This is a genomic window from Streptomyces luteireticuli (assembly GCF_041519305.1).
Taxonomy (GTDB): domain Bacteria; phylum Actinomycetota; class Actinomycetes; order Streptomycetales; family Streptomycetaceae; genus Streptomyces; species Streptomyces luteireticuli.
The window spans coordinates 7,238,258-7,262,046 of the sequence record NZ_CP167927.1; the positions used below are offsets into that span (position 1 = coordinate 7,238,258).

A 23,789-nucleotide genomic window follows, 5' to 3' on the forward strand; every position below is an offset into this window, starting at 1 on the left:
CATTGCCCGGCTGCTTCCAGCACTACTGGGCGGGGAAGCCTCGGCGTGCGGCCCGATTCTCCGAACCCGACTGACACAGGCTCGTCAGTGCGACAGGATGTCCGTTTGCCGTACTGGCAAATGAAAGGCAGTCCGCATGCCGCACCCTGCACCGCAACCGGCTGCCGAGCCGCCCGACTTGCTCACCGCAGAACTGGTGGTGGACATGGCCGTCCCCGTGGCACCGGCCATTTCGCCGGACGGCCGCCTGGTCGCCTACAGCGTGGTCGCGAACAGCGGAAGGGACGGACGTCCGCACAGCTCTGTATGGGTCGCCGCCGCCGACGGCAGCGCAGCCCCGCGCAGGCTGACCGACGGCACGGCCCGCGACGCCGCCCCCAAATGGGCGCCGGACTCGGCTTTTCTGTTTCTCACCTCCGACCGCGAGGAGCGGGGCATCGCTCAACTCCGGCGGATCCCTCTGGACGGCAGCGAGGACATCGCCAAGGCGGAGTCCCTGACCAGGTGGCGCGGTGGCATCTGCGACTACTACCCGCTCGCCGACGGCCGCACCGTCGCGCTGCTCGCCGAGGACGAGCCCACCGCGGAGGACGAACGCCGGGAGGCCGAGGGCGACGACGCGAAGGTCTGGGGCCGGCACCTCCCGGTCACCCGGCTGCGCCTGCTCGACCTGGCGACCGGCGAGGTCCGCACCGTGAACGGACTCGGGGACCGCCATGTAGTGGAGGTGATCCAGCGTCCGGACGGCGGCCCGCTGGCCGTGCTGAGCTGGGCCACCCCCGAACCCGACCCCGGCGTCACGACGGCAGGACTGCATCTGGTCGCCCCGGAGACGGAAGCCGTTCAGGACCTGGGCCCGGTCGGAGTCGAGGCCCGGTCCCCGGTCTGGTGGAATCACGACGGGATATGGCATCTGGCCCACCTGGCGGTGCCCCGTGGGCACTTGGTGGGTGCGCCGGCCGTGCTCGACACGGTCCCGCCGGCGACCGGCCCGACCGTCGAACAGCGTCATCTCACGGTCGGCATGTCCGTCTGCCCCACCGAGCTGGTGCAGGTCGCCGACGGGCCGCCCCTGGCGCTGTTCGCCGACGGGCTGGACACCGCGCTGTACCGGCTCGATCCGCAGTCGCTACGGTTCCACCGGTTGTCCTGCGCGACCGGCACGCTCGCCGGGCTCACTGCGAGTCGCTCCGGAGAGACCCTGGCTGTGCTGGCGAGCACTGCGTACGAGCCCAGGAACGTCCACGCGGGACCCACGGGCGGGCCGCTGGCCCGGCTCAGCGACACCAGTCCCGAACTCCGCAGGATCCGCTGGGGTGTCCAGGAACGGCTCGGCTACCGGGCGTCCGACGGACTCCCGTTGGACGGCCTGCTGATCCTGCCTGCGGGCCGGACTCGGGACGACGGTCCCTTCCCTCTTGTCACCCTGGTCCACGGAGGCCCTTACTTCCGCTCCGCCGACGAGTTCGCACTCACCGTGGTCGACTGCGGCCAGTGGCTGGCGACGGCCGGATACGCGGTCTTCCTGCCCAACCCCCGGGGCGGGTCGGGCCATGGCCATGAGTTCGCCGCCGCGGTGGCGGGCGCGGTGGGCGGCGACGAGTGGACCGACATCCTCGCCGGGATCGACCTGCTGGTCGCCGGGGGAGTCGCCGATCCCGGACGCCTGGGCATCTCCGGCTGGAGCCACGGCGGTTTCATGGCGGCCTGGGCCATCGGCCGGACCGAGCGGTTCAAGGCCGCCATCATGGGCGCCGGCATCAGCGACTGGGGCATGCAGGCCGGGACCGGCGACGACGGAATCCTGGACGCGGCGCTCGGTGGCAGCACCGGCTGGAAAGGGCCGGGACCGCACATCCACGACCGGAACAGCCCGATCTCCTATGTGTCCCGGATCCGCACCCCGGTCCTGATCCTGCACGGCGAGCAGGACACCAACGTCCCACTCGGCCAGGCGATCCACTTCCATCGCGCACTGCGCCACTTCGGCGTCGAGCACGAGTTCGTCGTCTACCCCCGAGAGGGCCACGGGCTTCACGAGCGCGCCCATCAACTCGACGCCCTCCGGCGCATCCGCGCCTGGTACGACCGCTGGCTGTAGGCCCTGCCGGATGTTCCGGGACACGTTCCGGCCTCGCCGCGGCGCGCGTCACCCCAGCAGCGCGGCCGCGCACTCCTCCGCCAAGTCCTCGGCGTGCGGCGGCAGTACCTCGCCGGCGCGGTAGTGGCGGCGGACCAGGGAGACCGGGAGGTCGACGAGGGCCAGGGTGACGCGTTCGACGGCCTGCGGGGTGTCCTCGCCGAGGGACTTCGCGAGGGCGGTGAGGGTGCCCAGGACGCGGCGGTTGCCCTCGTCGGCGCGGCGGACGTATTCGTCGGGCCAGTCGGCCCGGCCGAACTCCTCGGCGCCGTGCAGCAGCAGCGCCGCCTCGTCCGGGTGTGCCCGGCACCAGGCGACGACCTGCCGGGCGGCGGCCCGGCCCGCCCGGCGGGGGTCGTCCTCGCCGGTGAGCGCCGCGTGGTAGCGCTCCTGGAAGCGTTCGGTCGTGCGCAGCCACACCTCGGCCAGCAGCGCCGTCCGGTTCGGGAAGCGGTGATAGACGGAGCCGCTCGGCGCGCCGGTCCGCTTGGCCACCGCGGACATGGTCACGCCCGACGGACCGGCCGTGGCGGCCAGTCGTACGGCGGCGTCGAGGAGGAGCGGGGTCTCGAAACGGGGTGGCCTCGGCATGTATTGGAGGGTACCCTCCAATTAATTGGAGAGGCTTCTCTAAAACTGGTGCGGCAAGGGAGAGGTGTGCCTGTGGGGGTCTTTAATGTGCACGAACGCGTTTTGGATGCGCCGCCGGACAAGGCCGGCGCGCTGATCGACACCCTGGCCGGGCAGGAGGACCTGCTGTGGCCCCACGGGGGCTGGCCGTCGATGGCCTTCGACCGCCCGCTCTCCAGAGGCGCCAAGGGCGGCCACGGGCCGGTGCGTTACACCGTCGTCGCCCATGTCCCGTCCACCTGGGTGCGCTTCGCCTTCCGTGCGCCGCGCGGCTTCGACGGCTTCCATGAGTTCGCCGTGCTGCCGCTCGGCGACGGGCGGACGGTGCTGCGCCACACCCTTGCCATGAACGCCCGCGGTCCGGCCCGCCTGACCTGGCCGCTCGCCTGGCGGCCGCTGCACGACGCCTGCCTGGAGGACGCCCTCGACCGGGCTCAGCTGGCCTGTACGGGGGCGGTCGCCCGGCCCGCGCGGTGGAGCCCGTACGTACGGCTGCTGCGTGCCGCCCGGGTCCGCGGCGTGCGTTGAGACGGGAGCGGGGAGCGCCGGGCACGGGGGTGTCGGCGCTCTCCGCCCGGTCGTAGGACGGCGCCGGGACCCTGGACAGGAGACGGGTGTTGCCGGGCGTTGCCAATGAGCCGGCAACGCCCGGCCCTGCGGAAAGAGCCAAGTCCGCGCTACCGGCCCGTCGGTGGCCGGTCCGTGGCCAGCCTCGCGTGCAGATGGCGGTCGCGGTACGCGTCCCTGCGCCCGTCCCGGTAGAGGGCGCCGCGCTGGATCCCCTCGACCGCGTAGCCGACGCGTGCGGCGATGCGGCAGGACGCCTCGTGCCCGACGGCGTGGCCCAGTTCGATCCGGTGCAGGCCGACGGAGTCGAAACCCCAGCGGGTGATCAGTTCGAGCGCGTGCCGGGCGACACCGCGCCCGCGGGCCTCGGGCAGGACCCAGTAACCGACACCGCCGATGCGCTGGAGGGGGTTGAGGAGGTTGAGGAAGACGTCGCCGAGCGGCGCGTCCGTCGACCCGTCCGCGATGCAGTACGCGCCGAAGGCGTTCCGCTCCCAGCCCTCCGCGCGGGCGCGGATCCACTGTGCGGCGTCGGCGGCGTCCTTCACCGGGAGGCGGGGGACGTTCCAGCGGAGGAAATCGGGGTCGGTGACGCCGCGCAGGACGGCGTCCGTCTCGTGGGGGTACCAGGTGCGCAGGCGCAGGCCGTGGCCCCGGAGATCCCCGGGGGTCAGCGGAGCGGATTCGGGGCTCATCCCGGTATGACCTCCTCGGTCGTTGTGGTGCGGCAGGACGGGGCCGGGGCCGGCGGCAGCGCCCTGAGCGTGCGCAAGGGGGAGCAGAAGACCGGGAGGAAGGCCGCCGCCAGGCAGACCGCTCCCGTCCATATGGCGGCGCGTACGCCGAGGGTCTGCCCCAGCAGGCCGGCCAGGGCCGAACCGACGGCCACCGCACCGGTCAGCAGGAAACGGAAGGTGGCGTTCATCCGGCCGAGCAGGGCGTCGGGCGTGAGGCGTTGGCGCAGGCTGACGCCGAGTACGTTGTCGATGCCCGTCTTCGCCGTGACGACGAGCCAGCAGACGCCCGCCGTCCACAGCCACGGCCCGTTCCCGACCAGCGCCACGCCCAGTCCGGCCGGTGCGCACCACAGCCCGGCCAGCGCCGGTGCGCGGCCGTGGCCGACGCGGGCGGCGAGGCGGCGGGCCGCGGCGGCACCGAGCAGCAGGCCCAGGCCGCCGGCCGCCCAGTAGATCCCCAGCGCCCCGGCGGGCAGCCCGAGTTCACGGGTGAACAGGACCGGCAGCATGACATTGACCATCTGCGCCCCGAGGTTGCCCAGCGCGGCGGTGAGCGCCAGCGCCCGCAGCTCGCGGCTGCCGAGAACGTGCCGCAGCCCCTCCGCCACCTCGGTCCGCAGCCGCCGGGCGGCCGGCCGCCGGAGGGGGCCGTCGCGCCGGCGGATCCGGGTGAGGCCCACGGCGGAGGCGAGGTAGGCGGCGGCGCCGCCCGCGACGGCCGACGGGGCCGTGCACAGCTGCACCAGGAAACCGCCCGCGCCGCGGCCGGCGACGGTGGCGCCGGCCATGAGGCCGACGATCGCGGCGTTCGCCGGCACCAGCCGCTCGCGGCCGACGAGTTCGGGCAGGACGCTCTGCGAACCGACGTCGAAGAACACCGTCGCGCAGCCGCCCAGCAGCAGCACCACGTACAACTGCGGCAGCGACAGCCGGTCCAGCCACCACGCGACGGGGACCGAGGCGAACAGCACGGCGCGCGCGGCATCGGCGGCCACGAGCACCCGGCGCGCCGGAAGCCGGTCCACCCACGCGCCCGCGGGCAGGCCGATCAGCAGGAACGCCGCGGTGGACAGCGCCGCCAGCACGCCCGCCTGCCCGGGGCCCGCGTCGAGGACGGTGACGGCGAGCAGCGGGACGGCCACATAGCCGACGTTGCCGCCGAGGTGGCTCAGGACGCCGGCGGCGAACAGCAGGCGGAAGTCGCGGAGGCGCCAGGGGGAAGCGGGTACTTCGGTCATGCGCGACAGAGTGCGCGGCCGTCGGCGGGCCGCCCTACTGATTTAGCCTGTGCTGAATGATCGAGGTCGAGTTCGGGCTGGAGGACGTCGCGCGGACCCGGTTCGCGCTCTCCCCGCTGTGGGAGGTGGTGGCGAGCGTGCGGGTGCTGAAGGGCGCGGACGAACAGGGCCTGCACCACCCCTGGGCCGAGCGGGTGCGCCCGCGACTGGCGGCCGCGGACGCCGACTTGGCCCCGCTGTTCGACCTCGTTCCCGTCCCGGCCCGCTCGCCCTGGTCCGGGCGGGTCCCGGGGTTCATCTGCCCGGCCCCCGCGACACCGTTGCCGTCCCTCGCGGTGGAACTGGAGGCGGTGAAGGCCACTCCGCCGGTGCTGCTGCACACGACGGCCGAGGTGCCGCCGGCCCGGATGGCCGCGCTCCGCGCCGACCCCAGAAGGGAACTCGGCCGGCTCGCGGAGGCGATCGAGGCGTACTGGGAGCTGGCCCTGGCCCCGTACTGGCCGCGCGTCCTCACCCTGCTGGAGAACGACATCCGTTACCGCGCCGGCCGCCTGGTGGAGGGCGGCGCCCAGCACCTCTTCGCCGACCTCGACCCGCAGGTGTGCTGGGCCGACGGCACCCTGCACCTGGAGCACCGCACCTTCCACGGAATGCGCCGGCTCGACGGCCGGGGCCTGCTCCTGGTGCCGTCCGCGTTCGTCTGGCCGCGGGTCTTCTCGGTGCTGAACGAGCCGTGGCAGCCCTCCCTGCGCTACCCGCCGCGCGGCGTCGGCACCCTGTGGCACACCCGTCCCGCACCGGTCTCCGAAGCGCTCGCGGGCGTGGTCGGCCGCTCCCGCGCGGCCATCCTGGCCCAACTGGCCGCCCCGGCCTCGACCACCGACCTCGCCCACCGCACCGGTCTGACCCCCGGAGGCGTCTCCCAGCACCTGGCCGCCCTGCGCGCGGCCGGACTGGTCGGCGCCCACCGCGCCGGCCGCCATGTGCTGTACGCACGCACCCGCGCGGGGGAGACGCTGGTGACGGCGGCGGGGGCGTGACGGCAAGTGACCTGCCCACAGCTCCCGTTCGGGCGGGCGCCCGCACCGTCGGGTCCGGGGTGCCCTGCCTGTACGGTGGTATCGATCATGACGGGACCGTGACGGGGATCATGACGGGGGAACGAGAAGGCATGGCCAGGGTCGTCGAGTTGCTGTACTACCCCATCAAGGGGTGCGCCGGGACGTCCGTCGCCGAGGCGGTGCTGACGCCCGCCGGGCTCGCGCACGACCGCAGCTTCATGGTGACCGACGACAACGGCGTCTTCCGCTCCCAACGCCGCGACCCCCGGCTCGCGTTGATCCGCCCCGCCGTCGACGCCGACGGCACCGTGCTCACCCTCCGGATGCCCGGCGCGGACGCGCTGGACGTCACCGTGGACACCACCGGCCCGCGGAGGGGTGTGGAGCTGTTCGGGAACCCGTACCGGGGCATCGACCAGGGCGACGCGGCCGCCGCCTGGCTCACCGGGGCGCTCGGCGCGCCCAGCCGCCTCGTCCGCGTCCCGCCGGAACACGGCCGCGTCACCGACGGCCTGACCCCCGGCACCTCCGGCTGGGCCGACAGCTCCGCGCTGCACCTCCTCTCCCGCTCCAGCCTGGACCTGCTGGGCCGCAGGCTCGCCGAAGGCGGCGCCGAGCCGCTGCCGATGAGCCGGTTCCGGCCCAACGTCGTCGTGGACGGCTGGGACGAGCCGCACACCGAGGACCGGCTGCGCCGGGCCGCCGTCGGCGACGCCGTGCTGGGCTACACCAAGCTCGCCGTCCGCTGCGCGGTGACGACGGTCGACCAGGAGGCCGGCGCCAAGGCGGGGCCCGAGCCGCTGCGCACCCTGGCCGCCTACCGGCGGGCCAGGGGCGGGGGCGTCGTCTTCGGCGCGAAGTTCTCCGTCGTACGCGGCGGGAAGCTCTCCGTCGGCGACGAGGTGGTCGTCGGGGAGTGGGGGCCCTCCGAGCGGTGACGCCGCCGTCGCGGAGGCGGCGGGCGGTGCCAACTGCCCTTGTGGCAGGCCGGTTTCGCCGGGCGCGGCGGGAAACCGCCCTCCGTCCCCGGGGCCTTGCCGCCGCCCGCCGCCTCCGCGACCATGCCCCCATGAGCCTGACCACCGAGGGGCGCGCACCCGGCCCCGTCCGGTACCGCCTCGCCTGCGACCGGGGCGGCTGCACGGAGCGGGTGAGCTTCGACCTGGTCATCGCCGAGCCGCCGCCGGACCGGGAGACGGACTTCCTCGGCCACCTGCTCCACGAGGCCCACCAGGCCATCGGGTACATCGGCGGCCTGGGGTGGGTGTTCGTCGAGGGCGGCGAGGGCTACTGGTGCCCCGGCTGCTCCGCACCGTCGCGGACGCGGCCCGCGGACGCGTCCTGAGCGTGGGGCTGTTCCGACGTCCGCCGGGCCGGGCGGGTGGCGGGGCGCGGCCGGGCGGGCGACACGGACGGTGTGCTCCCTTGCGGGCGCGGGCCGTGCGCGGTGCCCTGACCGGCGCACCGCGCACCCATGCCCTTACGCCCCAGGAGGCTCAGCGATGTCCGTACGCACCACCACCGCCGCCGCGGCGACCGTCGTCACCGCAGCCCTGCTCGTCCCGCCGCCCGCCCCGGCGGCCGCCGTCGCCCCGGAGCAGCGGGGACGGCTCCTGCTCACCCTGTCGGGGACGGAGCACACCTGGATCCGCGGCGTGCGGCTGGTGTGCCCCGCGTCGGGCGGACGGCAGCATCCGCACGCCGCGGAGGCGTGCGCCGGGCTGGCCGCGGCGGGGGGCCGGCCCGATGCCCTGCCGCGCACGGAGCGGTTGTGTCCCGCGGAGGAGGAGCCGGTGGAGGCGTCGGCGGAGGGGGACTGGGGTGGGGCGCCGGTGCGCTGGAAGCGGACGTTCCGGGGGGCGTGTGCGCTGGACGCGGCGACGGGGGCGGTGTTCCGGTTCTGAGGGGCGGGCGGGACCGGGGCACCCCCCCCGCGTAGCAACCGACACGCCCCCTCACGTCCCCTTCGCCACCACCGCCCCTATCGTTGCCAGCCCCAGCAGCACCCAGGTGAACCAGAGCCAGCCGTTGCTGCCCAGCACCACCGTGTAGGCGGTCACGGCCACCAGGCCGCCCACCGTGAGCCATGCCATCGTCCTCGTCGATCCGGGCATCCCGCACCTCCTCACGACGGCCGTACGGGCCCGTACATATGCGCGGGCCGCGGCCGGAGACCATCGTCTCCCGGCCGCGGCCCGGGTGCTACAGCGCTGAAGGAAGGAAAGGAACTACTGTCCGCGCGCCTGGAGCGAGGCCAGGTAGGCGTTGTAGTCCGACAGCTCCTTGTCGTTGTCGCGTTCCGCCTGGCGGTCGCTGCGCCGCGCCTGGCGCTGCTCCGAGCGGTACCACTGGTACGCCAGCGCCAGCAGCACCACGACCGAGGGGATCTCGCTGAAGGCCCAGGCGATGCCGCCGCCCGCCTTCTGGTCCTCCAGCGCGTCGATGCCCAGCGAGGCCATCGGGTTCTTGTACGTGCCGATCATCGGCTCCGAGGCCATCATCAGTGCGATGCCGAAGAACGCGTGGAACGGCATGCCCGCGAACAGCTCCAGCATCCGCATCACATAGCCCGGCCGGTGCGGGCCCGGGTCCACACCCATGATCGGCCAGAAGAACACCAGGCCCACCGCGAGGAAGTGGACCATCATCGCGATGTGGCCGGTCCGGCTCTCCATCAGGAAGTCGAAGAGCGGCGTGAAGTACAGGGCGTACAGGCTCGCGATGAACATCGGGATCGTGAACGCCGCGTGCGTGATGACCCGCATGTAGCGGCTGTGCAGCAGCGCGATCAGCCACTCCCGCGGGCCCTTGCGTCCGCGCCCGGCGGTCGGGAGGGCCCGCAGGGTCAGCGTCACCGGGGCGCCGAGGAGGACCAGGATGGGGGAGAGCATGCTGATCACCATGTGCTGCACCATGTGCACGCTAAACATGACCATGCCGTAGTCGTTCAGCTTGGTGTTCATCACCAGCCACACGGTGGCCACGCCGAGGACGAACGCCACCGTCCGGCCGACGGGCCACTGGTCACCGCGGCGCCGCAGCCGCACCACGGCCCAGCCGTAGAGGAAGAGGGCCAGCAGACAGCCGGTGATGAAGAACCAGTCGCCGCTGAACGCCAGGCCACGGCTCAGGGTGAACGGTGGCATGTTCATATCCATGTCCATGCCGTGCATGCCATGCATGCCGCCCATGTCATGCCCGCCGTCGTGATCCATCCGCTCTCTCCCATATCGCACCAATAGCGCCGGGACAAGAGTAGAGGCGTCCGGGTTTCCGGCTATGGGCGGGGCGGGTGCGGGCAGCGGACGGCGGTGTGCTCAGAGCGGTGTGCTCGGCGCGATGTGTTCGGAGCGATGTGCTCAGAGAACGCACTCGCTCTCGGCGTAGCGCTCGTCCGGCACGGTCTTGAGCCGGGCCACGGCCTCGGCCAGCGGCACCAGCGTGATCCCCGTCCCGCGCAGCGCGGTCATCATCCCGAACTCCCCCTGGTGCGCGGCCTCGACCGCGCGCCGCCCGAAGCGGGTGGCCAGCACCCGGTCGTACGCGGTGGGCGTGCCGCCGCGCTGGACGTGGCCCAGGATCACCGGGCGGGCCTCCTTGCCGAGGCGCCGCTCCAGTTCGACGGCGAGCTGGCGGGCCACTCCGGCGAAGCGCTCGTGCCCGTAGACGTCCGTGCCGCCGGTCTCGAAGTCCATCGAGCCCCGCCGCGGCTTGGCGCCCTCCGCGACCACCACGATCGCGAAGCGCTTGCCCATCTCGAAGCGCTTGCCGACCACCGCGGTCAGTTCGTCGATGTCGAAGGGGCGCTCGGGCACCACGATCGCGTGGGCGCCGGCGGCCATGCCCGCGTGCAGGGCGATCCAGCCGGTGTGCCGTCCCATCACCTCGACGATCAGCACCCGCTGGTGGGACTCGGCGGTGGTCTTGAGACGGTCCAGGGCCTCGGTGGCCACGCCCACCGCCGTGTCGAAACCGAAGGTCACATCGGTGGCGGCGATGTCGTTGTCGATCGTCTTGGGCACGCCCACGATCGGCAGACCGGCGTCCGACAGCAGCCGGGCCGCCTTGAGGGTGCCCTCGCCGCCGATCGGGATCACGGCGTCCAGCCCCAGCTCCGCGACGTGCTCGCGGGCGCGCCCGACGCCGTCCCGCAGCTGTTCGGGGCGGACGCGGGAGGAACCGAGGATCGTGCCGCCGGTGGCGAGGATGTGGGCCACCGCGTCGAGGTCGAGGGGGCGGTGGTCGCCCTCCAGCAGACCGCGCCAGCCGTCGTGGAAGCCGATGACCTCGTCGCCGTGGTCGGCGACGGCGCGGTGGACGACGGAGCGTATGACGGCGTTGAGACCGGGGCAGTCGCCGCCGGAGGTGAGGACACCGATGCGCATGACAGGGAACCTTCGCGACAGGGCCGGGAACCGGACCCCGTCGTCCGGTGGAATCCCCGTCACCCTACCCATGGGAGGTGACGGGGAACACCGGCGTCCGAAAAGACGTACGTCAAACGCGCGTCAAACGGACATCGGGCGGGCATCAGGCGGGCTGGGAGGCCGCCGCGATCCGCTCGTTGCGCAGCGCCTCGTACCAGCGGTCGTCGACCGGCGGCAGGGCGTTGACGTCCAGCGCCAGCTTGATCAGCAGGTCCGCGATGTGCGGGTTGCGGGCCATGACCGGGCCGTGCATATACGTACCGAAGACGGTCTCGTTGAACGCGCCCTCGGTGCCGTCGCCGGTGCCGTTGCCCTTGCCGAAGCGGACCCGGGCGAACGGGCGGGCGGTCGGGCCGAGATGGGTGACGCCCTGGTGGTTCTCGAAGCCCGTCAGGGGCGGCAGCCCGAGCTGGGGGTCGATGTCGCCGAGCACGTCGCCGACGCAGCGCTCGCCCTCGCCACGGGTGCTGATCACGTCCAGCAGGCCCAGGCCCTGCTCGCGCTGGCCCAGGTCGTTGATGAACTCGTGGCCCAGGATCTGGTAGCCGGCGCAGACCGAGAAGACGATGGCGCCGTTGGCCACGGCCCGGTTGAGACCGCCGTCGCGGCGCAGCCGCTCGGCGGCCAGCCGCTGGGGACGGTCCTCGCCGCCGCCGATCAGGTAGATGTCACCGGAGGTGGGGATCTGCTGGTCGGAGCGGACGTCCAGGCGCTGGACGTCGAGGCGCCGCTGGTGGGCGCGGCGCTCCAGGACCAGGACGTTGCCCTGGTCCCCGTAGGTGCTGAGCAGGTCGGGGTAGACCCACACCACACGCAGACTGTTCTGGCTCATGCTGATGGTCCTTCGTGGGTCAGTTGCCGACGCGGCGGCGGAGGTCCTGGAACGCGGTGTAGTTGGCGATGACCTCGATCCGGCCGGGCGGGGCCTTCTGCACGACCTCGTCCACCGACTCGCAGACCTGGAAGTTCTGGCCCGCGACCTCCAGGCGCACCGCCAGGTCCAGCTTGCGGTCGCCGATGACGAAGATCGGGTGACCGGTGAGGCGGGTGTAGTCCACGTCCCACAGCCAGGAGGTGTCCGTGCCGTCCGCGCCGCGGGCGTTGACCGACAGCAGCACCGGCGCCGGCGGGCCGTCGATCAGGGAGAAGGTCTCCAGCCAGCCGGCCGGGTTCTTCGCCAGCAGCAGCCGCATCTCACGGTTCATGAACGTGATCACGTCGTAGCGGCCGGCGACCGCCTGCACCTGGTACATCCGCTCCAGCGCGACCTGCGGCGGCACCCCGAAGGTGGCGGCCACGGCGGCGGAGCTGGTGGCGTTGGCCTTGTTGGCCCGGCCCGGCAGCTGGAGGCGGATCGGCCACGCCGAGCCGTGCGGGTCCAGCACATAGTCGCCCGACAGCGCCCAGCTCGGGGTCGGCCGGCGGAAGCCGCACTCGCCGCAGAACCAGTCGTCGCCCGGGCGCTGCATCACACCGCCGCAGGACGGGCAGGACCAGGCGTCGTCCTTCCACTCCTGGCCCGCGGCCACCCACACCACATTGGGGGAGGAGGAGGCGGCCCACACGATCAGCGGGTCGTCGGCGTTGGCGATGATCACAGCCTTGGTGCCGGCCAGGCCCTCGCGCCACTTCTCGGCCAGCATGCGGGTCTCCGCGGCGCGGTCGAGCTGGTCGCGCGAGAGGTTGAGCAGCGCTATCGCCTTGGGCGAGACGTCCCGGGCGACCATCGCCAGGTACTTCTCGTCCACCTCGATCACGCCGTACCGGGCGTCCGAGCCGCCGGCCAGGGCGGAGGTGATGCCCGCGGGCATGTTGGCGCCCAGCGCGTTCGACACCACCGGGCCGCTGGCGCGCAGTGCCTCCGCGATCAGCCGCGTCGTGGTCGTCTTGCCGTTGGTGGCGGAGACGAGGACCACGTCGAGGTGGGTCGCCAGCCGGGCCAGCAGGTCAGGGTCGAGCCTGAGCGCGACCTTGCCGCCGATCACCGATCCGCTGCCACGCCCCGCGGCCCGCGACACCGCCGCCGCGGCCTTGCCCGCCGTCACGGCCAGCTTGGCCCGTGGGGACAGCGGCCCCGAGTTGCCTGCCATCGTCCTAGATCCTCCTTGTTCCGGCGCCGTCGCCTGTCGCCCTGGTCCGCCGGTGGAACGCCCCCTCCGTGCCGGGTCGCCGGCCAGGAGGCTACGGTCGGGGATCAGCCTATCGAGATCCGCCCGTGGGCCCGAAACCCGTCGTCGTGACCCCCGTACGCTGGGCACATGCGCAGAAGTGTCATTCCCGGAAGTTCTGGACGCGTGCGGCCCGTGCGGCTGCTCGGCGACCCCGTCCTGGCGGCGCCGTGCGCCGAGGTCACGGATTTCTCCGCGGCCGTGGAGCTTGACGGAGGATGCACCGACCTCGCGGGGCTCGTCGAGTCGATGTTCGCCACCATGTACGCCTTCGACGGGGTGGGCCTCGCGGCCAACCAGATCGGCGTCCCGCTGCGGGTCTTCGTCTACGACTGCCCCGACGACGAGGACGTCCGGCACCTGGGGCACATCGTCAATCCCCGGCTGGTGGAGACCGGGGGCCCCGAGGCGCGCGGCCCGGAGGGCTGTCTGTCGCTGCCCCGTCTGGAGGGCCCGACCCCGCGCTTCGACGAGGCGGTGGTCGAGGGCTTCACGGTGGACGGGGCGCCGGTGCGGGCCGCCGGGAGCGGGTTCTTCGCCCGCTGCCTGCAGCACGAGTGCGACCACCTCCAGGGGGGTCTGTTCGTGGACCGGCTTACCGGGCTGCGGCGCGGTCGCGTGCTGCGGGCGGCGCGGCGGGCGCCTTGGGCGGGGGCGGGGGTGCGCACCGCGCCGTAGGCGCGGGTTTGTTGGGTTTGCCCCGGTCCCGCCCTTTCGCCTCCCCCAGAGGGGGTGCCCCCATTCCGGGGGAGACCCCCGGACTCCCATTCGCCCTTCGGGCGAAGTCCTCAAGCGCCGGACGGGCTGTTCAGCCCGTCCGGCGCTTCGGGCGCGCCGCCGCGCCCCCGCGCTAGAACCCCGGCCCGTCCGCCCGGTCCCCCGCCGTCGCCAGCCTGCCCCACAGCAGGTCCGCGAGGTGGCGGACCAGGTGCTCGCGGGGGAACGGGCGTTCGCGCAGCCACCAGTCGCCCGCGGCGTGCATCATCCCGACGATGCCGTGCCCCCAGGCCCGGGCCGCTTCCGTGCCGTCCGGCCCGAGCTCGACCCGCTCGGCCACCACGACGGCCAGTTCCTCGCCGAGCCGCCGCAGGAGCGGGGCGGAGTGCCGTCCCACGTCGAAGCCCTGCTCGGAGGGGGCGGGGCCCGCCGGGCCGTTCTCCTCGGCGGGGTGCATCAGGAACCGGTACACCTGAGGGCGGGCCTCTATGGCGGCGAGGTAGGTGTCCAGCGTGCGCTCGACGCGCTCGCGCCGTTCGGACGGCGCGTCCAGGGCGGCCCGCAGCCCCTCCAGCAGGGCGTCCGTGTGCCGGGCGGCGAGCGCCCGGTAGAGGCCCCCCTTGTCGCCGAAGTGCCGGTAGAGGATCGGCTTGGTGATCCCCGCCTCGGCCGCGATGGCGTTCATCGACGCCTGCGGCCCGTCCCTGAGCACCACCCGGTCCGCGGCCTCCAGCAGCTCCCGGCGCCGCTGTTCGGCCGCGCGCTGCTGGTCTTCCCGCTGACTGGTCGTCATGACTGGGCCTCCCCGCCCCTCGTTGTGCGCACTGCCTGCGCAACGTAACACCCGGGGTACGCACCGGAGGGACGGGGAGAAGGGAGTTGACACCCTTACTGGCCGGTAACAGACTCGTGTTACCGCAAGTAAGCGACGCCGGGAGGGGACTGTGGCGGAGTTCACGATGGAGCTCGACGATGATCAGAAGGCCGTGCGGGACTGGATCCACGGCTTCGCCGCCGACGTCATGCGCCCCGCGGCGGCGGAGTGGGACGAGCGCGAGGAGTTCCCCTGGCCGGTCGTCCAGGAAGCGGCGAAAATCGGCCTGTATTCGCTGGACTTCTACGCGAAACAGTTCTTCGACCCCACCGGGCTCGGCATTCCCATGGCGATCGAGGAGCTCTTCTGGGGCGACGCCGGACTGGGCCTGGCCATCACCGGCACCGGACTCGCCGCCGTCGGCGTTCTCACCAACGGCACGCAGGAGCAGATCGGGACCTGGATCCCGCAGATGTACGGCGACGCGCAGGACGTGAAGATCGCCGCCTTCTGCTCCTCCGAGCCCGACGCCGGCTCCGACGTCTCCGCCATGCGCACCCGCGCGGTGTACGACGGGGCCAAGGGCGAGTGGGTCATCGACGGCACCAAGACCTGGGCCACCAACGGCGGCATCGCCGACGTCCACGTCGTCGTCGCCGTCGTCGAACCCGGCCTCGGCGCCCGCGGGCACGCCTCCTTCGTGATCCCGCCCGGCACCCCCGGGCTCTCCCAGGGCCAGAAGTTCAAGAAGCACGGCATCCGCACCTCGCACACCGCCGAGGTCGTCCTGGACGGCGTCCGCGTGCCGGGCCACTGCCTGCTCGGCGGCAAGGAGAAGCTCGACGAACGCCTGGCCCGCGCCCGCGAGGGCACCAGGAGATCCGGCAACGCCGCGATGGCCACCTTCGAGGCGTCCCGTCCCGCCGTCGGCGCCCAGGCGGTCGGTCTCGCCCGCGCCGCGTACGAGACGGCGCTCGACTACGCCCGCACCCGCGTCCAGTTCGGCCGCCCGATCATCGACAACCAGGGCATCGCCTTCCAACTGGCCGACATGCGCACCCGTATCGACGCCGCCCGCCTGCTGGTGTGGCGCGCCTCCTGGATGGCCGCGACGGGCAAGCCCTTCACCTCGGCCGAGGGCTCCATGTCCAAGCTCTTCGCGGGCGAGACGGCCCGCGACGTCACCGCCCGGGCGATGCAGATCCTCGGCGGCAACGGCTACACCCGGGAGTACCCCGTGGAACGCATGCACCGCGACGCCGCCATCTACACGATCTTCGAGGGGACGAGCGAGATCCAGCGGCTGGTGATCGCGCGGGCGGTCTCGGGCATGCCGATCCGCTGAGCAAGTGCGCAGGTGAGGAGGCCGAGTTGGCAGTGGGCGAGGGCAAACCCCTCGCCACTGCTCCACGGTGTCGGGTCCCTTCTATGACGTCTCTGGGAGAATCCTGGGAGATCGTTTTCTGCGAGAGGGCTGCAAGTCCGGGTACGGGCCGAACTCACGCCGATCGACCACCGGCCTCAACGACTCCTCCCAAAGGGCCTGCAGATGGTCGGCGATTGCCAGCTCCATGGCGAGCGTCACATGGGAGTAGGTCCCCTCAACCCCCGGGAGTTCGTGCCCCATCCGGGCCTCTACAGCGACCCGGGGGAGGTTCCCTTCGTCAAGCCACGCCTTCTGGCTGTGACGGAGACCGTGCGGCGTCAGGCCGCTGACCCCCAGCACGGGGCGTACCCCGACCCGTGCCCTCGCCCTACGGACCACGCCTCGCGGAGCTCTGCCCTCCACCATGGGGTGGAAGGTCTCGCTGTACCAGTCGCCCCCGCGCAGGAGCCGTCCCCCCTTGGGCGCAGTGAAGACCCACGGGGAGTCCGGCCTTGAGCCCATGAGCTCCTGAAGGAGATCGGCCAAGAAGAAGGGGATGATCAAACCCCGCCCGGAGTCGTACTTGTTGTCGATCTCAGTGAACGCACCGTCGACGTACTGCGACTGCTGCTGTGAGTGCAGGCGTGGACCTTCTCCGTCGTGGCCGATGGACACCTGGTCCCGGTGCAGGCCGGCGGCCTCACCGATCCGCAGGCCGGTGTAGGCCGTTGTGAGGATCAACGCGTACTCGTTCAGACCTCGCATGATGAGTGCGTTGCGGGCTATGAGAAGTGCTTGCCGAGGTGTGGCGAGCACCTTCGCTTCCTTGGGCTTCGGCGTGTACCGACCGCGGCGTCCGCTCTTCCGCGACGGGAGAGGGTTGTCCGGGCGGATCTTCTCGGTGACCGCGTCGTCCAGCAGGGTGTGGAAGGTCGATCGGATGCCGTCGACGTAGTTCTGGGAGAGCTGCTGGCGGAGCCGCTTCCCCCATGCCATGAGTGCCAGAGGGGAGAGGTCGCCTACGGCGACGGCGCCCCACTCCGGAAGGATCTGGTTCTTGAGGCGGAGCCGGTAGCGCGTCAGAGACGGGCGGGGAGTCTGGTGGCTCCTCCCCGAGCAGCGGGCAGAAGAGGTCCCCGGCCCTTCGTAGGGCAATGCCGCGTAGTTAAGAAACGGCGAGGATTTTGATGTCCGGTGGGTCTGGGTGGTGGACTGTGGTTTCGGTGCGCTTCTTTTTCCTGTAGGCGTGGACGTGGATGCGTTTGACGGCTCGTGGGCTGGTGCGGTGGCGCCGGCTGGGGTTGGGCCTCTCCAGAATTTCTGTGAAAGCTGATTCAAGAGCTTTCGCGAGACGGTGAGGGGGAAAAGCCCGCCTGGTCAGTGATCTGACGGCGGATGATGCGCAGTGAGCGGATGAAAGATAGCCGGTCGGGGTCGATATCGGCTTGGTCGGCGGCTTCGCACATCAGGTGCCGGACCGCATAGTGGGTGAGCAGGAGCGCCCAGATCTCCTGCTCGATCATGTCCGGGGATTTTGAACGCAGTACGGCGCCGCGGCCGCGTTGATGGGTTTTGATCTCGTCGAGGCCGGACTCGAATTCCCAGCGTTCCGCGTACGCCGCCGCGAGCTCGGCAGCACTGGCGTCGTCCGGGTCCATGATGGTGGTGATCAGGCAGAAGATTTCTCCTTTGCCTTCACGGTTGGTCACCTCGTACTCGACGACCCGGACCGGGATGCCGGACGGCTCTTCGATGTGTGCTGCCCCTCGGTGACGCTGGACGGCACGCCGGCGGCGTACTTTCGGGTCCAGCAGAAATGACTCGTACGAGCCGTCCTTGAGCGGTCGGACCACCGGCAGATGAGGTCCGTCGGGCATCCGCCACAGAAGATCCGCCCCCGCGGCCGCAGCAGCTTCCCACAGCCGGTAGGCGTAAAATCCCCGGTCAGCAGTGATGAGCATGCCCGGCTCGAAATCCGCCACGAGATCCCGGGCCAGTGTCCCTTCATCCGTACGCCAGGGCCCCAGCCGTGCAGCCACAACGGCATGCGTGCCGCATTCTCCCAGCCCGACAATCTTCACCTGTGGAAACGGGGCAGGATTCTTCTCCCCGCCGGAACGCCCGAACTCCGCGTCATTCGCGGGCGTGTCGGGGAGGTCCAGTACGAAACCGTCAATAGCCATCAGCCGAAAATTCCCCAGCCATGCCCCTTGCGTACCGCGCTGGGCACACGGCAGCGCCACCCGCTCGAACAGCGCTTTCAGCGGCTCAGGCCCCAGACGCCGGCGCGCCTGGGAGACCGCGCTGGACGTGGGAACCGTCCATTCCTTCCGCCATGTCCCCAGGAACCGCAGGCCGTTGACGAGCAGACGGGTCACTTCCTCATACGACTCGCCGAAGAACAGGCACATGGCCATCACGTAATACACAACGACACGTGCAGGCAGCAGACGAGATCTCTTCTCCGTCCGCCCCGTCTCCGCGAGAACCTCATCGACCAGGTCACGGTGCACCAGACGCGTCAGAACCCCGATACCCACCCGGTCAGTCAAACGCTCGCCGGAGATGGCCCCTTCATCTCGAATCCCACCCATGAACGAGAAACATAACCAGATTCGTGGCCACAGCGAAAGAGCAGAACCGCCCCAGGTTGACTGTCCACAACCATCCCCGGCGTGTCGCTGTGAAAATGTGGACACGGAACGCCGAGTTTCTTAACTACGCGGCATTGCTTCGTAGGGAGCCTCAACGTCCGGACTCTACAGGCGATTTGCCGCAGAAGTTCGTTCCGCCTGCAAGGACTTCTGCCGGAGCGGTCGACGGCCGTACGGTCGGCACTGACCATCCCTGTGGGCTGAAGGGAGCGCCGAGGTGCCGGAGCCGTCGGAGTTCGAGAAGGCGTGGGAGTGGCGGGAGCTGATCGGCATACAGCAGCGCATGCTCGGGATCTCGCTGGCGACGATCCGCGACCCGGCCGCCGAGCATGACGGTGGCGAGGACGTCGACGTCGCCGAGTTCGCGATCGATTGGGTGGACGAAGTCGCGCGACGGTACGGTCACGACGGGCTGCGGGCCCTCGCGGTGCGCCTGGCCGGTGGCTGGTGGGAGCAGGCCCGTCGGCACGCAGCCATGTACGGGGGCCGATGGTCCAGACCGTTGACGGGATCGTCCCGTCGTTCCTGAAGGGGCCCATCCCGCAGGACGATGACATGCCCAGGCTCCGCGACGGCAGCCTGCTGGACTACGAGACCATCGACGCCATGGAAGCCACACTGGTGGGCCTCGACGAGGACAACGGCACGCCGGACCCGTAGGCCGGAGCCGGGAGAGACAAGCGGTAGTGGAGAATACCGGATGCGCGCCTCGTAATGGCTGGTGGTCGACGGGAGGTGTTGGTGGAGAACTGCGGCGCAGTTGCCGAGGCGGCACGAACCCGATCCTGGATCGCCGCCCGGGTCGGGGGGAGCTTCAGGGGAGCACTCAGATAACGGTCGCATTTGTGGCCGTTGCCTGGCTGTGATGACTGGCGCTGGAGGTGCTCGCCGACATCGAGCGCTCTACGTTAAAGCGATGCAATATAGGGCCAGGTGGCGTCTCTAAGGGCAAGAGCCCGCAGAGACGCCACCTGACGGCACAAGGCCGTATCACCTACGGTGGTTGCGGCTCACTCGAGCCACTCGATAACCCACTGGGATGATTCGACGAACGATTCGAGTGCCGCGAAGTCCTCTACCCAGTAATCGCCGCCGTCCGTCGGCTCAGATAGATCATTGACGAGGAAGATATAATACCCACCCGTGACATCTGAATCGTCATGGAGTTTCACAAAGTGTCCTTCGTGAAATCCCGACAGGATACGCCCGTGTTGCTCCAGTTTGATGCTCGTCATTTTTTGCCCAATGAGAGTGGCACGTGGTTGTTGGCCAAGGGCTTTCCTGCTTCGTCGAAAATCTCGAAGTGCACATGCGGTACATCAGGCCAGTGGCCTCCCACAAGGGAATCCGGATCGACGCGGAATCCGCTGCGATTGTCGGCGCTCCGGAAGATTCCTCTGCCCTTGCTCACGTCGCGCGCACCTGGGCCAAGGAATTTGTACCCGGTCGCCATAGCGTCCTCCAAGGTGATCGTGTACTTGCTGATGAGGCTCGACTTCCGCTTATGGAAGACAATGCCGACATTGCTCTTCGCGGTCGCCTTCGTCTCTTCGAGTATATCGTCTCGGACGTTGCCGACGTCGCAATTAAACGCCGGGATGGACGGCGGGTTTGCCGCCGCTGCATTGTGCGCGTTAACGCCTATAGCAGGGCTGGAGGCCAGGGGTCGCGGTCCACCCTGGGTGGGCGTGAAGCCAGCGCGCTTGAGCGTCTTCAGCTTCTTGGGCTTGTCCTTGTCGCGATCAGATCTGTCGTCACAGTCGGGGATTCGCTTCCGGATCTTCTCCAGAGCTTCCTCGTATTTCTTGATCCGCTTCCTTGCGGCGGCGGTCTTTTCGAGGAACTTGTCGATACCCCAAACGGTTTTAAATAGCTTGGGGATCGTCTTCCAGCCGATCTTGGCCAGTTTGGCGACCGGAAGGTTCTCCAGTATGGCTGTGATGCAGGTTTGGACGTCGCCTGTGTCTATGCACTCCTCGATCTCTTTGTAGAAGAGGTCCACAAGGATCTGGGCGCCATTTTCTTTCAGGTAGTCGAAGACGTCCTTGTCCGCGAGTTCTTGATCCTCCTTGAACTCGTCGGGCGAGATGCCGGCCTCTTTGAGCGCCTCTTCTTCCTCGGAACTCGCTTCAGGCGCGCCGCTGTTGGTGGAACGCTTGGCGGCTTCTGCGAGCTCCTTGAGCTTCGCCGCGCGCTCTTCCGCCTCTGCCTTCTTGGCCGCTATGTCGGCTTCGCGGGCATATTTGTCTGCGTTCTTGGCTGCGTCTTCTGCCGACTTGGCGTGGGCCTCGGCGGAGTCGGCGAGTTTACGGGCGTCCTCAGCGTCCTTCGCGGCCTGGGTCGCGGCGCTCTGGGCGACTGAAGCTTCTTTCTCCGCCTGGGTAGCGGCGCTGACGGCAGCAGCGGCCTGGTTCTCGGCCTCGGTGGCGGCACCGCGGGCTCGTTCTGCTTCGGCCTCGGCCTGAGTTGCGGCCTGGCGCGCTGCTGCGGCGTCCGCGTAGGCCTGGTTGGCAGCCTGGCGAGCGTCCTTGGCGTCGGCCTGGGCCTGGGAGTCGGCCTGGTTGGCACGGGTTGCGGCGGCTCTGGCCTTGACGGCTTCCGCCGAGGCTTCGGCGGCGGACTTCATCGCTGCGGCTGACGAGCGGGCTGCGCTTGCCGAGGACCGTGCCGCGTCGGCTGCGGCCTTGAACGCCGGGGCGACCTGGGCGTTGGCGCGCTTCGCTGCGGCATCGGCAGCGTCGGCGGCCTTGTCCGCCTCGTTGGCCCTGGCCTCGGCTGTGGCGACCTCCTTCTCGCCCATTTCCTGGGCGGCCTTGGCGACTTCGGCGGCGAAGTCGGCGTCGACGTCGGTGCCGGAGAAGGGGGCGGTCAGCTGGATGGCGGTGTTGGCGGGGTCGGCGATGCCGGCCGCGGTGGAGCGGGCGGCCATGGACGCCTGGACGGCGACGGTGGCCTGGACTCGTGCGGTGGCGGCTTCGCGGACCGCTCCGTCGGCCTCGTCCCGGGTGCGGTTGGCCGCCTGCAAGGACTGGCCGGCCTCGACGGCGGCGAGTCCGGCCAGGCGGGCGGCTTCGTGGGCGGCGATGCCGGCGCGGGCTTCCTGGGCGGTGGCCTCGGACGCCTTGGAATTAGCACGCTGTGCTGCGGCGTGGGTGGCGGCGGCTTCCGACTGGGCCTTGTTCGCGGCGGCGTTGGCGGCGGACGCGGCGGCCTCGGCCTTGTTCGCCGCGGCGTTGGCCTGCGCGGCATGCGCGGTGGCTTCCGAGGCTGCTGCTCGTGCCCGGGCAGCAGCTCCCGCCGCCTCGGTGGCGGCAGCCCGTGACCGCATCGCGGCTGCGCTGGCCTCATCGGCAGCACTTCGTGCCCGGTCGGCTGCCTCACCGGCCTTCTTGGCATCCAGATGTGCGACCGTGGCATAGGCCTCGGCCTGCGCAGCGTCCTCGGTGCCCTTGAGAGAGGCCGCTATCGCGTCAGCAGCCCGCGCCTTGGCCTCATCGGCTTTGTGCGCTCGCTCCGCCTCATACGCTTTGTCCCGGGCCTCGCGGGCCTTGGCCTCTTCACCGCGCGCTGATTCCTCTGCCGCGCCAGCGTTGGATTCCTGCTCGGCTGCGCGGGAACGCTTCTCAGCCGCATCAGCAGCGGCAGCCTGAGCATCCGCCCGCTTCGCCGCAGCATCACGGGCTTCGGCCTCGGCGCGTGCCTTTGCTTCCGCCGCGTTGTCCCGTTCCCGTTCGGCGCGGGCCCGGGCCTCGGCGGCGAGGGCGCGCTCGTGTTCGGCGATGGCGCGCTGTTCGGCGGCGATCTTCGCCTGCCGTTGTGCTTCGACGCGTGCCTCGCGGGTCTTGCGGGCGTGGTCCCAGGCGGCTGCCTCGGCCTTTTCGGCGTCGATGCGGGCTTGCTTGCTCCGGCCGGCGGCGTTCGCGGCGATCTTCGCCTGCTTGTCGGCGGCCGCGGCCAGCTTGGCTGCTGCCTTGGAGTGCTGTTCGGCGTTGGCGCGCCACTGCTTGGCCTGCTGCTCGTGCAACTGGGCCTGGTTCTTGGCCTTGAGGCCGGCGGCGTCGGCGGCGGTGGCGTCGACCGCGTGCTGGGCGGTCTCGCTCGCCTTGAGGGCCGCGTCGGCCGCTTCCTTGATGCCTGCGGCGACTTCGGCCCACTCGACGCCGTGCGTCAGCCCGGTCTCGACCAGGACGTCGGCCTGGGTCTTGGCCTGCCGCGCCGCGACGTCGGCGGCCTTGGCCGCCCAGCCGGCGTATTCGACCTGGCGGGCGACCTCGGTCTTGACCGGGTCGTATTCGGACAGGCGCTTGCCGGCACGGTCTGCCGCGAGCATCCGGTCGGCCTGGCGCGATGCAGCGGCGGCCGAATTCATGGCGTTGGACGCCATCTTGAGTGCCTTGACGGCGTCGCCGTGGGCGTTGATCAGTTTGGTGCGGGCCTCGGCCGCGCGGGCGGTTTTCTCCGCCAGTTCGCGCAGTTTCTCGGCGGCCTCGCGGGCTTCCTTCTCGGCCTTCTCGTGGGCCGCCTGGGCGTCGGCGTCCTTCTGCGCGGCCTCGAGGTAGCCCTTTGCCAGGAACTCCGCGATTGCCTTGTCGTCGTTGGTCGCCAGTGCCACCTGGGCGGCCCTCTTGACCTCGGGTCCGCCGACGGCGGCGAGCATTTCCACCCGCTTGCGGTTCTCCGCCGCCCGCTGCTTCTCGTTGTCCTCGGTCTTCTTGTCCCGCTGCCGGGCTATGTCCGCGCCGAACGCAAGGAAGTCGGCCCGGTCCCGCGCCGAACCCTTGAGGACCCGGTCGACCTCCTTCTCGAAGTTCGGGCCGCCGGTCCCGCGCATCGCCTCGATCTTGCGCCGGCTCTCGGCGTCGGCGGCGTCCTTCTTCTCCTGGGCGCGCTTGTGGGCCTCGGCCTGGCCGTGTTCCAGGAACTCCCGGATCGCGTTGGGGTCGCTGCTGGCCAGGGCCTTCTTCGCGGCCTCGCGGACTTCCTCTTCCTCAGCCAACTCGGCGATGTCCTCGACGAGTTTCCGGTCACTGTCCGCAATAAGTGCGGCCAGCCGCGACTGTTTCGGAGGGGCCGCCGGCCCGGTGGCCGGAACGGACGACAGCGCCCGGAGGACGGAGGCCCGTCTTCCGACTGAGGACTCGTCGACGGCGGCCGCCGGCCCCACAAAGCCGCCCAGCAGTGCCACGACCACCGCCGCGGACACGGTTTTGCCCAGCGTTCCTGTCGTACTTCTGCGCATTCTTCCGGCCCGTGGCCGGAATCTGCTCACC

The 23,789-nt window shown here is 70.9% G+C and carries 22 protein-coding genes; 9 read left to right on the top strand and 13 right to left on the bottom strand.

Translation table 11 applies throughout. The annotated features are described in order from the left end of the window. The first annotated feature begins 136 nt into the window (after positions 1 to 136). Positions 137 to 2,101, top strand: coding sequence for a prolyl oligopeptidase family serine peptidase (locus AB8735_RS32565; RefSeq protein ID WP_372411250.1), 1,965 nt, complete (start codon positions 137 to 139; stop codon positions 2,099 to 2,101). Between the two features lie 48 nt (positions 2,102 to 2,149). Here the strand turns inward: AB8735_RS32565 and AB8735_RS32570 are convergent, their stop codons facing one another. Then, the gene (locus tag AB8735_RS32570) at positions 2,150 to 2,731 is read right to left on the bottom strand and encodes a TetR/AcrR family transcriptional regulator (protein ID WP_372411251.1); all 582 of its coding nucleotides are present in this window, start codon (positions 2,729 to 2,731) and stop codon (positions 2,150 to 2,152) included. Between the two features lie 72 nt (positions 2,732 to 2,803). On the opposite strand from AB8735_RS32570, the gene AB8735_RS32575 reads away from it, so the two are divergent. Next, a complete protein-coding gene (locus AB8735_RS32575; RefSeq protein WP_372411252.1) occupies positions 2,804 to 3,298 on the top strand; it encodes an SRPBCC family protein in 495 nt (164 codons plus the stop codon). 149 nt (positions 3,299 to 3,447) lie between these two features. Here the strand turns inward: AB8735_RS32575 and AB8735_RS32580 are convergent, their stop codons facing one another. Together AB8735_RS32580 and AB8735_RS32585 are read right to left on the bottom strand one after the other, a co-directional pair. Further along, a complete protein-coding gene (locus AB8735_RS32580; protein WP_372411254.1) occupies positions 3,448 to 4,032 on the bottom strand; it encodes a GNAT family N-acetyltransferase in 585 nt (194 codons plus the stop codon). Beyond that, the gene (locus AB8735_RS32585; RefSeq protein ID WP_372411255.1) at positions 4,029 to 5,312 is read right to left on the bottom strand and encodes an MFS transporter; all 1,284 of its coding nucleotides are present in this window, start codon (positions 5,310 to 5,312) and stop codon (positions 4,029 to 4,031) included. The genes AB8735_RS32580 and AB8735_RS32585 overlap by 4 nt, the downstream gene beginning before the upstream one ends. Before the next feature lie 56 nt (positions 5,313 to 5,368). On the opposite strand from AB8735_RS32585, the gene AB8735_RS32590 reads away from it, so the two are divergent. The 4 genes from AB8735_RS32590 (at position 5,369) to AB8735_RS32605 (ending at position 8,277) form a co-directional block, all read left to right on the top strand. Then, positions 5,369 to 6,352: a DUF5937 family protein gene (locus tag AB8735_RS32590; RefSeq protein WP_372411256.1), complete on the top strand. Its 984-nt coding sequence runs from the start codon at positions 5,369 to 5,371 to the stop codon at positions 6,350 to 6,352. A 131-nt stretch (positions 6,353 to 6,483) separates the two neighbouring features. Next, positions 6,484 to 7,311: an MOSC domain-containing protein gene (locus tag AB8735_RS32595; RefSeq protein ID WP_372411258.1), complete on the top strand. Its 828-nt coding sequence runs from the start codon at positions 6,484 to 6,486 to the stop codon at positions 7,309 to 7,311. Between the two features lie 131 nt (positions 7,312 to 7,442). Then, positions 7,443 to 7,718 carry a hypothetical protein gene (locus AB8735_RS32600; protein ID WP_344027971.1) on the top strand — a complete coding sequence of 92 codons (276 nt, stop codon included), beginning with the start codon at positions 7,443 to 7,445 and terminating at the stop codon, positions 7,716 to 7,718. Positions 7,719 to 7,875: 157 nt separating this feature from the next. Then, positions 7,876 to 8,277 carry an SSI family serine proteinase inhibitor gene (locus AB8735_RS32605; RefSeq protein WP_372411259.1) on the top strand — a complete coding sequence of 134 codons (402 nt, stop codon included), beginning with the start codon at positions 7,876 to 7,878 and terminating at the stop codon, positions 8,275 to 8,277. A gap of 51 nt (positions 8,278 to 8,328) precedes the next feature. Here AB8735_RS32605 and AB8735_RS32610 read toward each other — a convergent pair whose 3' ends face one another. From AB8735_RS32610 to AB8735_RS32630, 5 genes are all read right to left on the bottom strand, one after another. Next, entirely contained in the window at positions 8,329 to 8,487 is a 159-nt protein-coding gene (locus AB8735_RS32610) for a hypothetical protein (RefSeq protein ID WP_344027966.1), read from the bottom strand. Positions 8,488 to 8,601: 114 nt separating this feature from the next. After that, entirely contained in the window at positions 8,602 to 9,588 is a 987-nt protein-coding gene (locus AB8735_RS32615) for a cytochrome c oxidase assembly protein (protein WP_344027964.1), read from the bottom strand. Positions 9,589 to 9,732: 144 nt separating this feature from the next. Further along, positions 9,733 to 10,758, bottom strand: a complete 1,026-nt coding sequence (locus AB8735_RS32620; protein ID WP_344027962.1) for a 6-phosphofructokinase — start codon at positions 10,756 to 10,758, stop codon at positions 9,733 to 9,735. Positions 10,759 to 10,903: 145 nt separating this feature from the next. Continuing rightward, positions 10,904 to 11,632, bottom strand: a complete 729-nt coding sequence (locus tag AB8735_RS32625) for a glutamine amidotransferase (protein WP_344027959.1) — start codon at positions 11,630 to 11,632, stop codon at positions 10,904 to 10,906. A gap of 19 nt (positions 11,633 to 11,651) precedes the next feature. Next, entirely contained in the window at positions 11,652 to 12,890 is a 1,239-nt protein-coding gene (locus tag AB8735_RS32630; RefSeq protein ID WP_344027956.1) for a MurT ligase domain-containing protein, read from the bottom strand. Positions 12,891 to 13,058: 168 nt separating this feature from the next. Here AB8735_RS32630 and def point away from each other — a divergent pair, with 168 nt between their 5' ends. After that, on the top strand, positions 13,059 to 13,646 hold the full coding sequence (gene def / locus AB8735_RS32635) for a peptide deformylase (protein ID WP_372411261.1): 588 nt from the start codon (positions 13,059 to 13,061) through the stop codon (positions 13,644 to 13,646). A 172-nt stretch (positions 13,647 to 13,818) separates the two neighbouring features. Here the strand turns inward: def and AB8735_RS32640 are convergent, their stop codons facing one another. Further along, on the bottom strand, positions 13,819 to 14,478 hold the full coding sequence (locus AB8735_RS32640; protein ID WP_344027950.1) for a TetR family transcriptional regulator: 660 nt from the start codon (positions 14,476 to 14,478) through the stop codon (positions 13,819 to 13,821). A gap of 151 nt (positions 14,479 to 14,629) precedes the next feature. Here AB8735_RS32640 and AB8735_RS32645 point away from each other — a divergent pair, with 151 nt between their 5' ends. Next, positions 14,630 to 15,844, top strand: a complete 1,215-nt coding sequence (locus AB8735_RS32645; RefSeq protein ID WP_372411262.1) for an acyl-CoA dehydrogenase family protein — start codon at positions 14,630 to 14,632, stop codon at positions 15,842 to 15,844. 81 nt (positions 15,845 to 15,925) lie between these two features. Here the strand turns inward: AB8735_RS32645 and AB8735_RS32650 are convergent, their stop codons facing one another. Both AB8735_RS32650 and AB8735_RS32655 read right to left on the bottom strand, forming a co-directional pair. Then, complete coding sequence (locus AB8735_RS32650) at positions 15,926 to 16,861, bottom strand: tyrosine-type recombinase/integrase (protein WP_372411263.1); 936 nt, start codon at positions 16,859 to 16,861, stop codon at positions 15,926 to 15,928. A 338-nt stretch (positions 16,862 to 17,199) separates the two neighbouring features. Continuing rightward, positions 17,200 to 18,459, bottom strand: a complete 1,260-nt coding sequence (locus tag AB8735_RS32655) for an IS4 family transposase (RefSeq protein WP_372405003.1) — start codon at positions 18,457 to 18,459, stop codon at positions 17,200 to 17,202. 277 nt (positions 18,460 to 18,736) lie between these two features. On the opposite strand from AB8735_RS32655, the gene AB8735_RS32660 reads away from it, so the two are divergent. Then, positions 18,737 to 19,048 carry a hypothetical protein gene (locus AB8735_RS32660; RefSeq protein ID WP_372411264.1) on the top strand — a complete coding sequence of 104 codons (312 nt, stop codon included), beginning with the start codon at positions 18,737 to 18,739 and terminating at the stop codon, positions 19,046 to 19,048. Between the two features lie 481 nt (positions 19,049 to 19,529). Here AB8735_RS32660 and AB8735_RS32665 read toward each other — a convergent pair whose 3' ends face one another. Next, positions 19,530 to 19,754 (bottom strand): hypothetical protein, encoded by a 225-nt coding sequence (locus AB8735_RS32665; protein ID WP_372411265.1) that lies wholly within the window; start codon positions 19,752 to 19,754, stop codon positions 19,530 to 19,532. Further along, positions 19,751 to 23,722: a hypothetical protein gene (locus tag AB8735_RS32670; RefSeq protein ID WP_372411267.1), complete on the bottom strand. Its 3,972-nt coding sequence runs from the start codon at positions 23,720 to 23,722 to the stop codon at positions 19,751 to 19,753. The genes AB8735_RS32665 and AB8735_RS32670 overlap by 4 nt, the downstream gene beginning before the upstream one ends. Positions 23,723 to 23,789 lie beyond the last annotated feature (67 nt).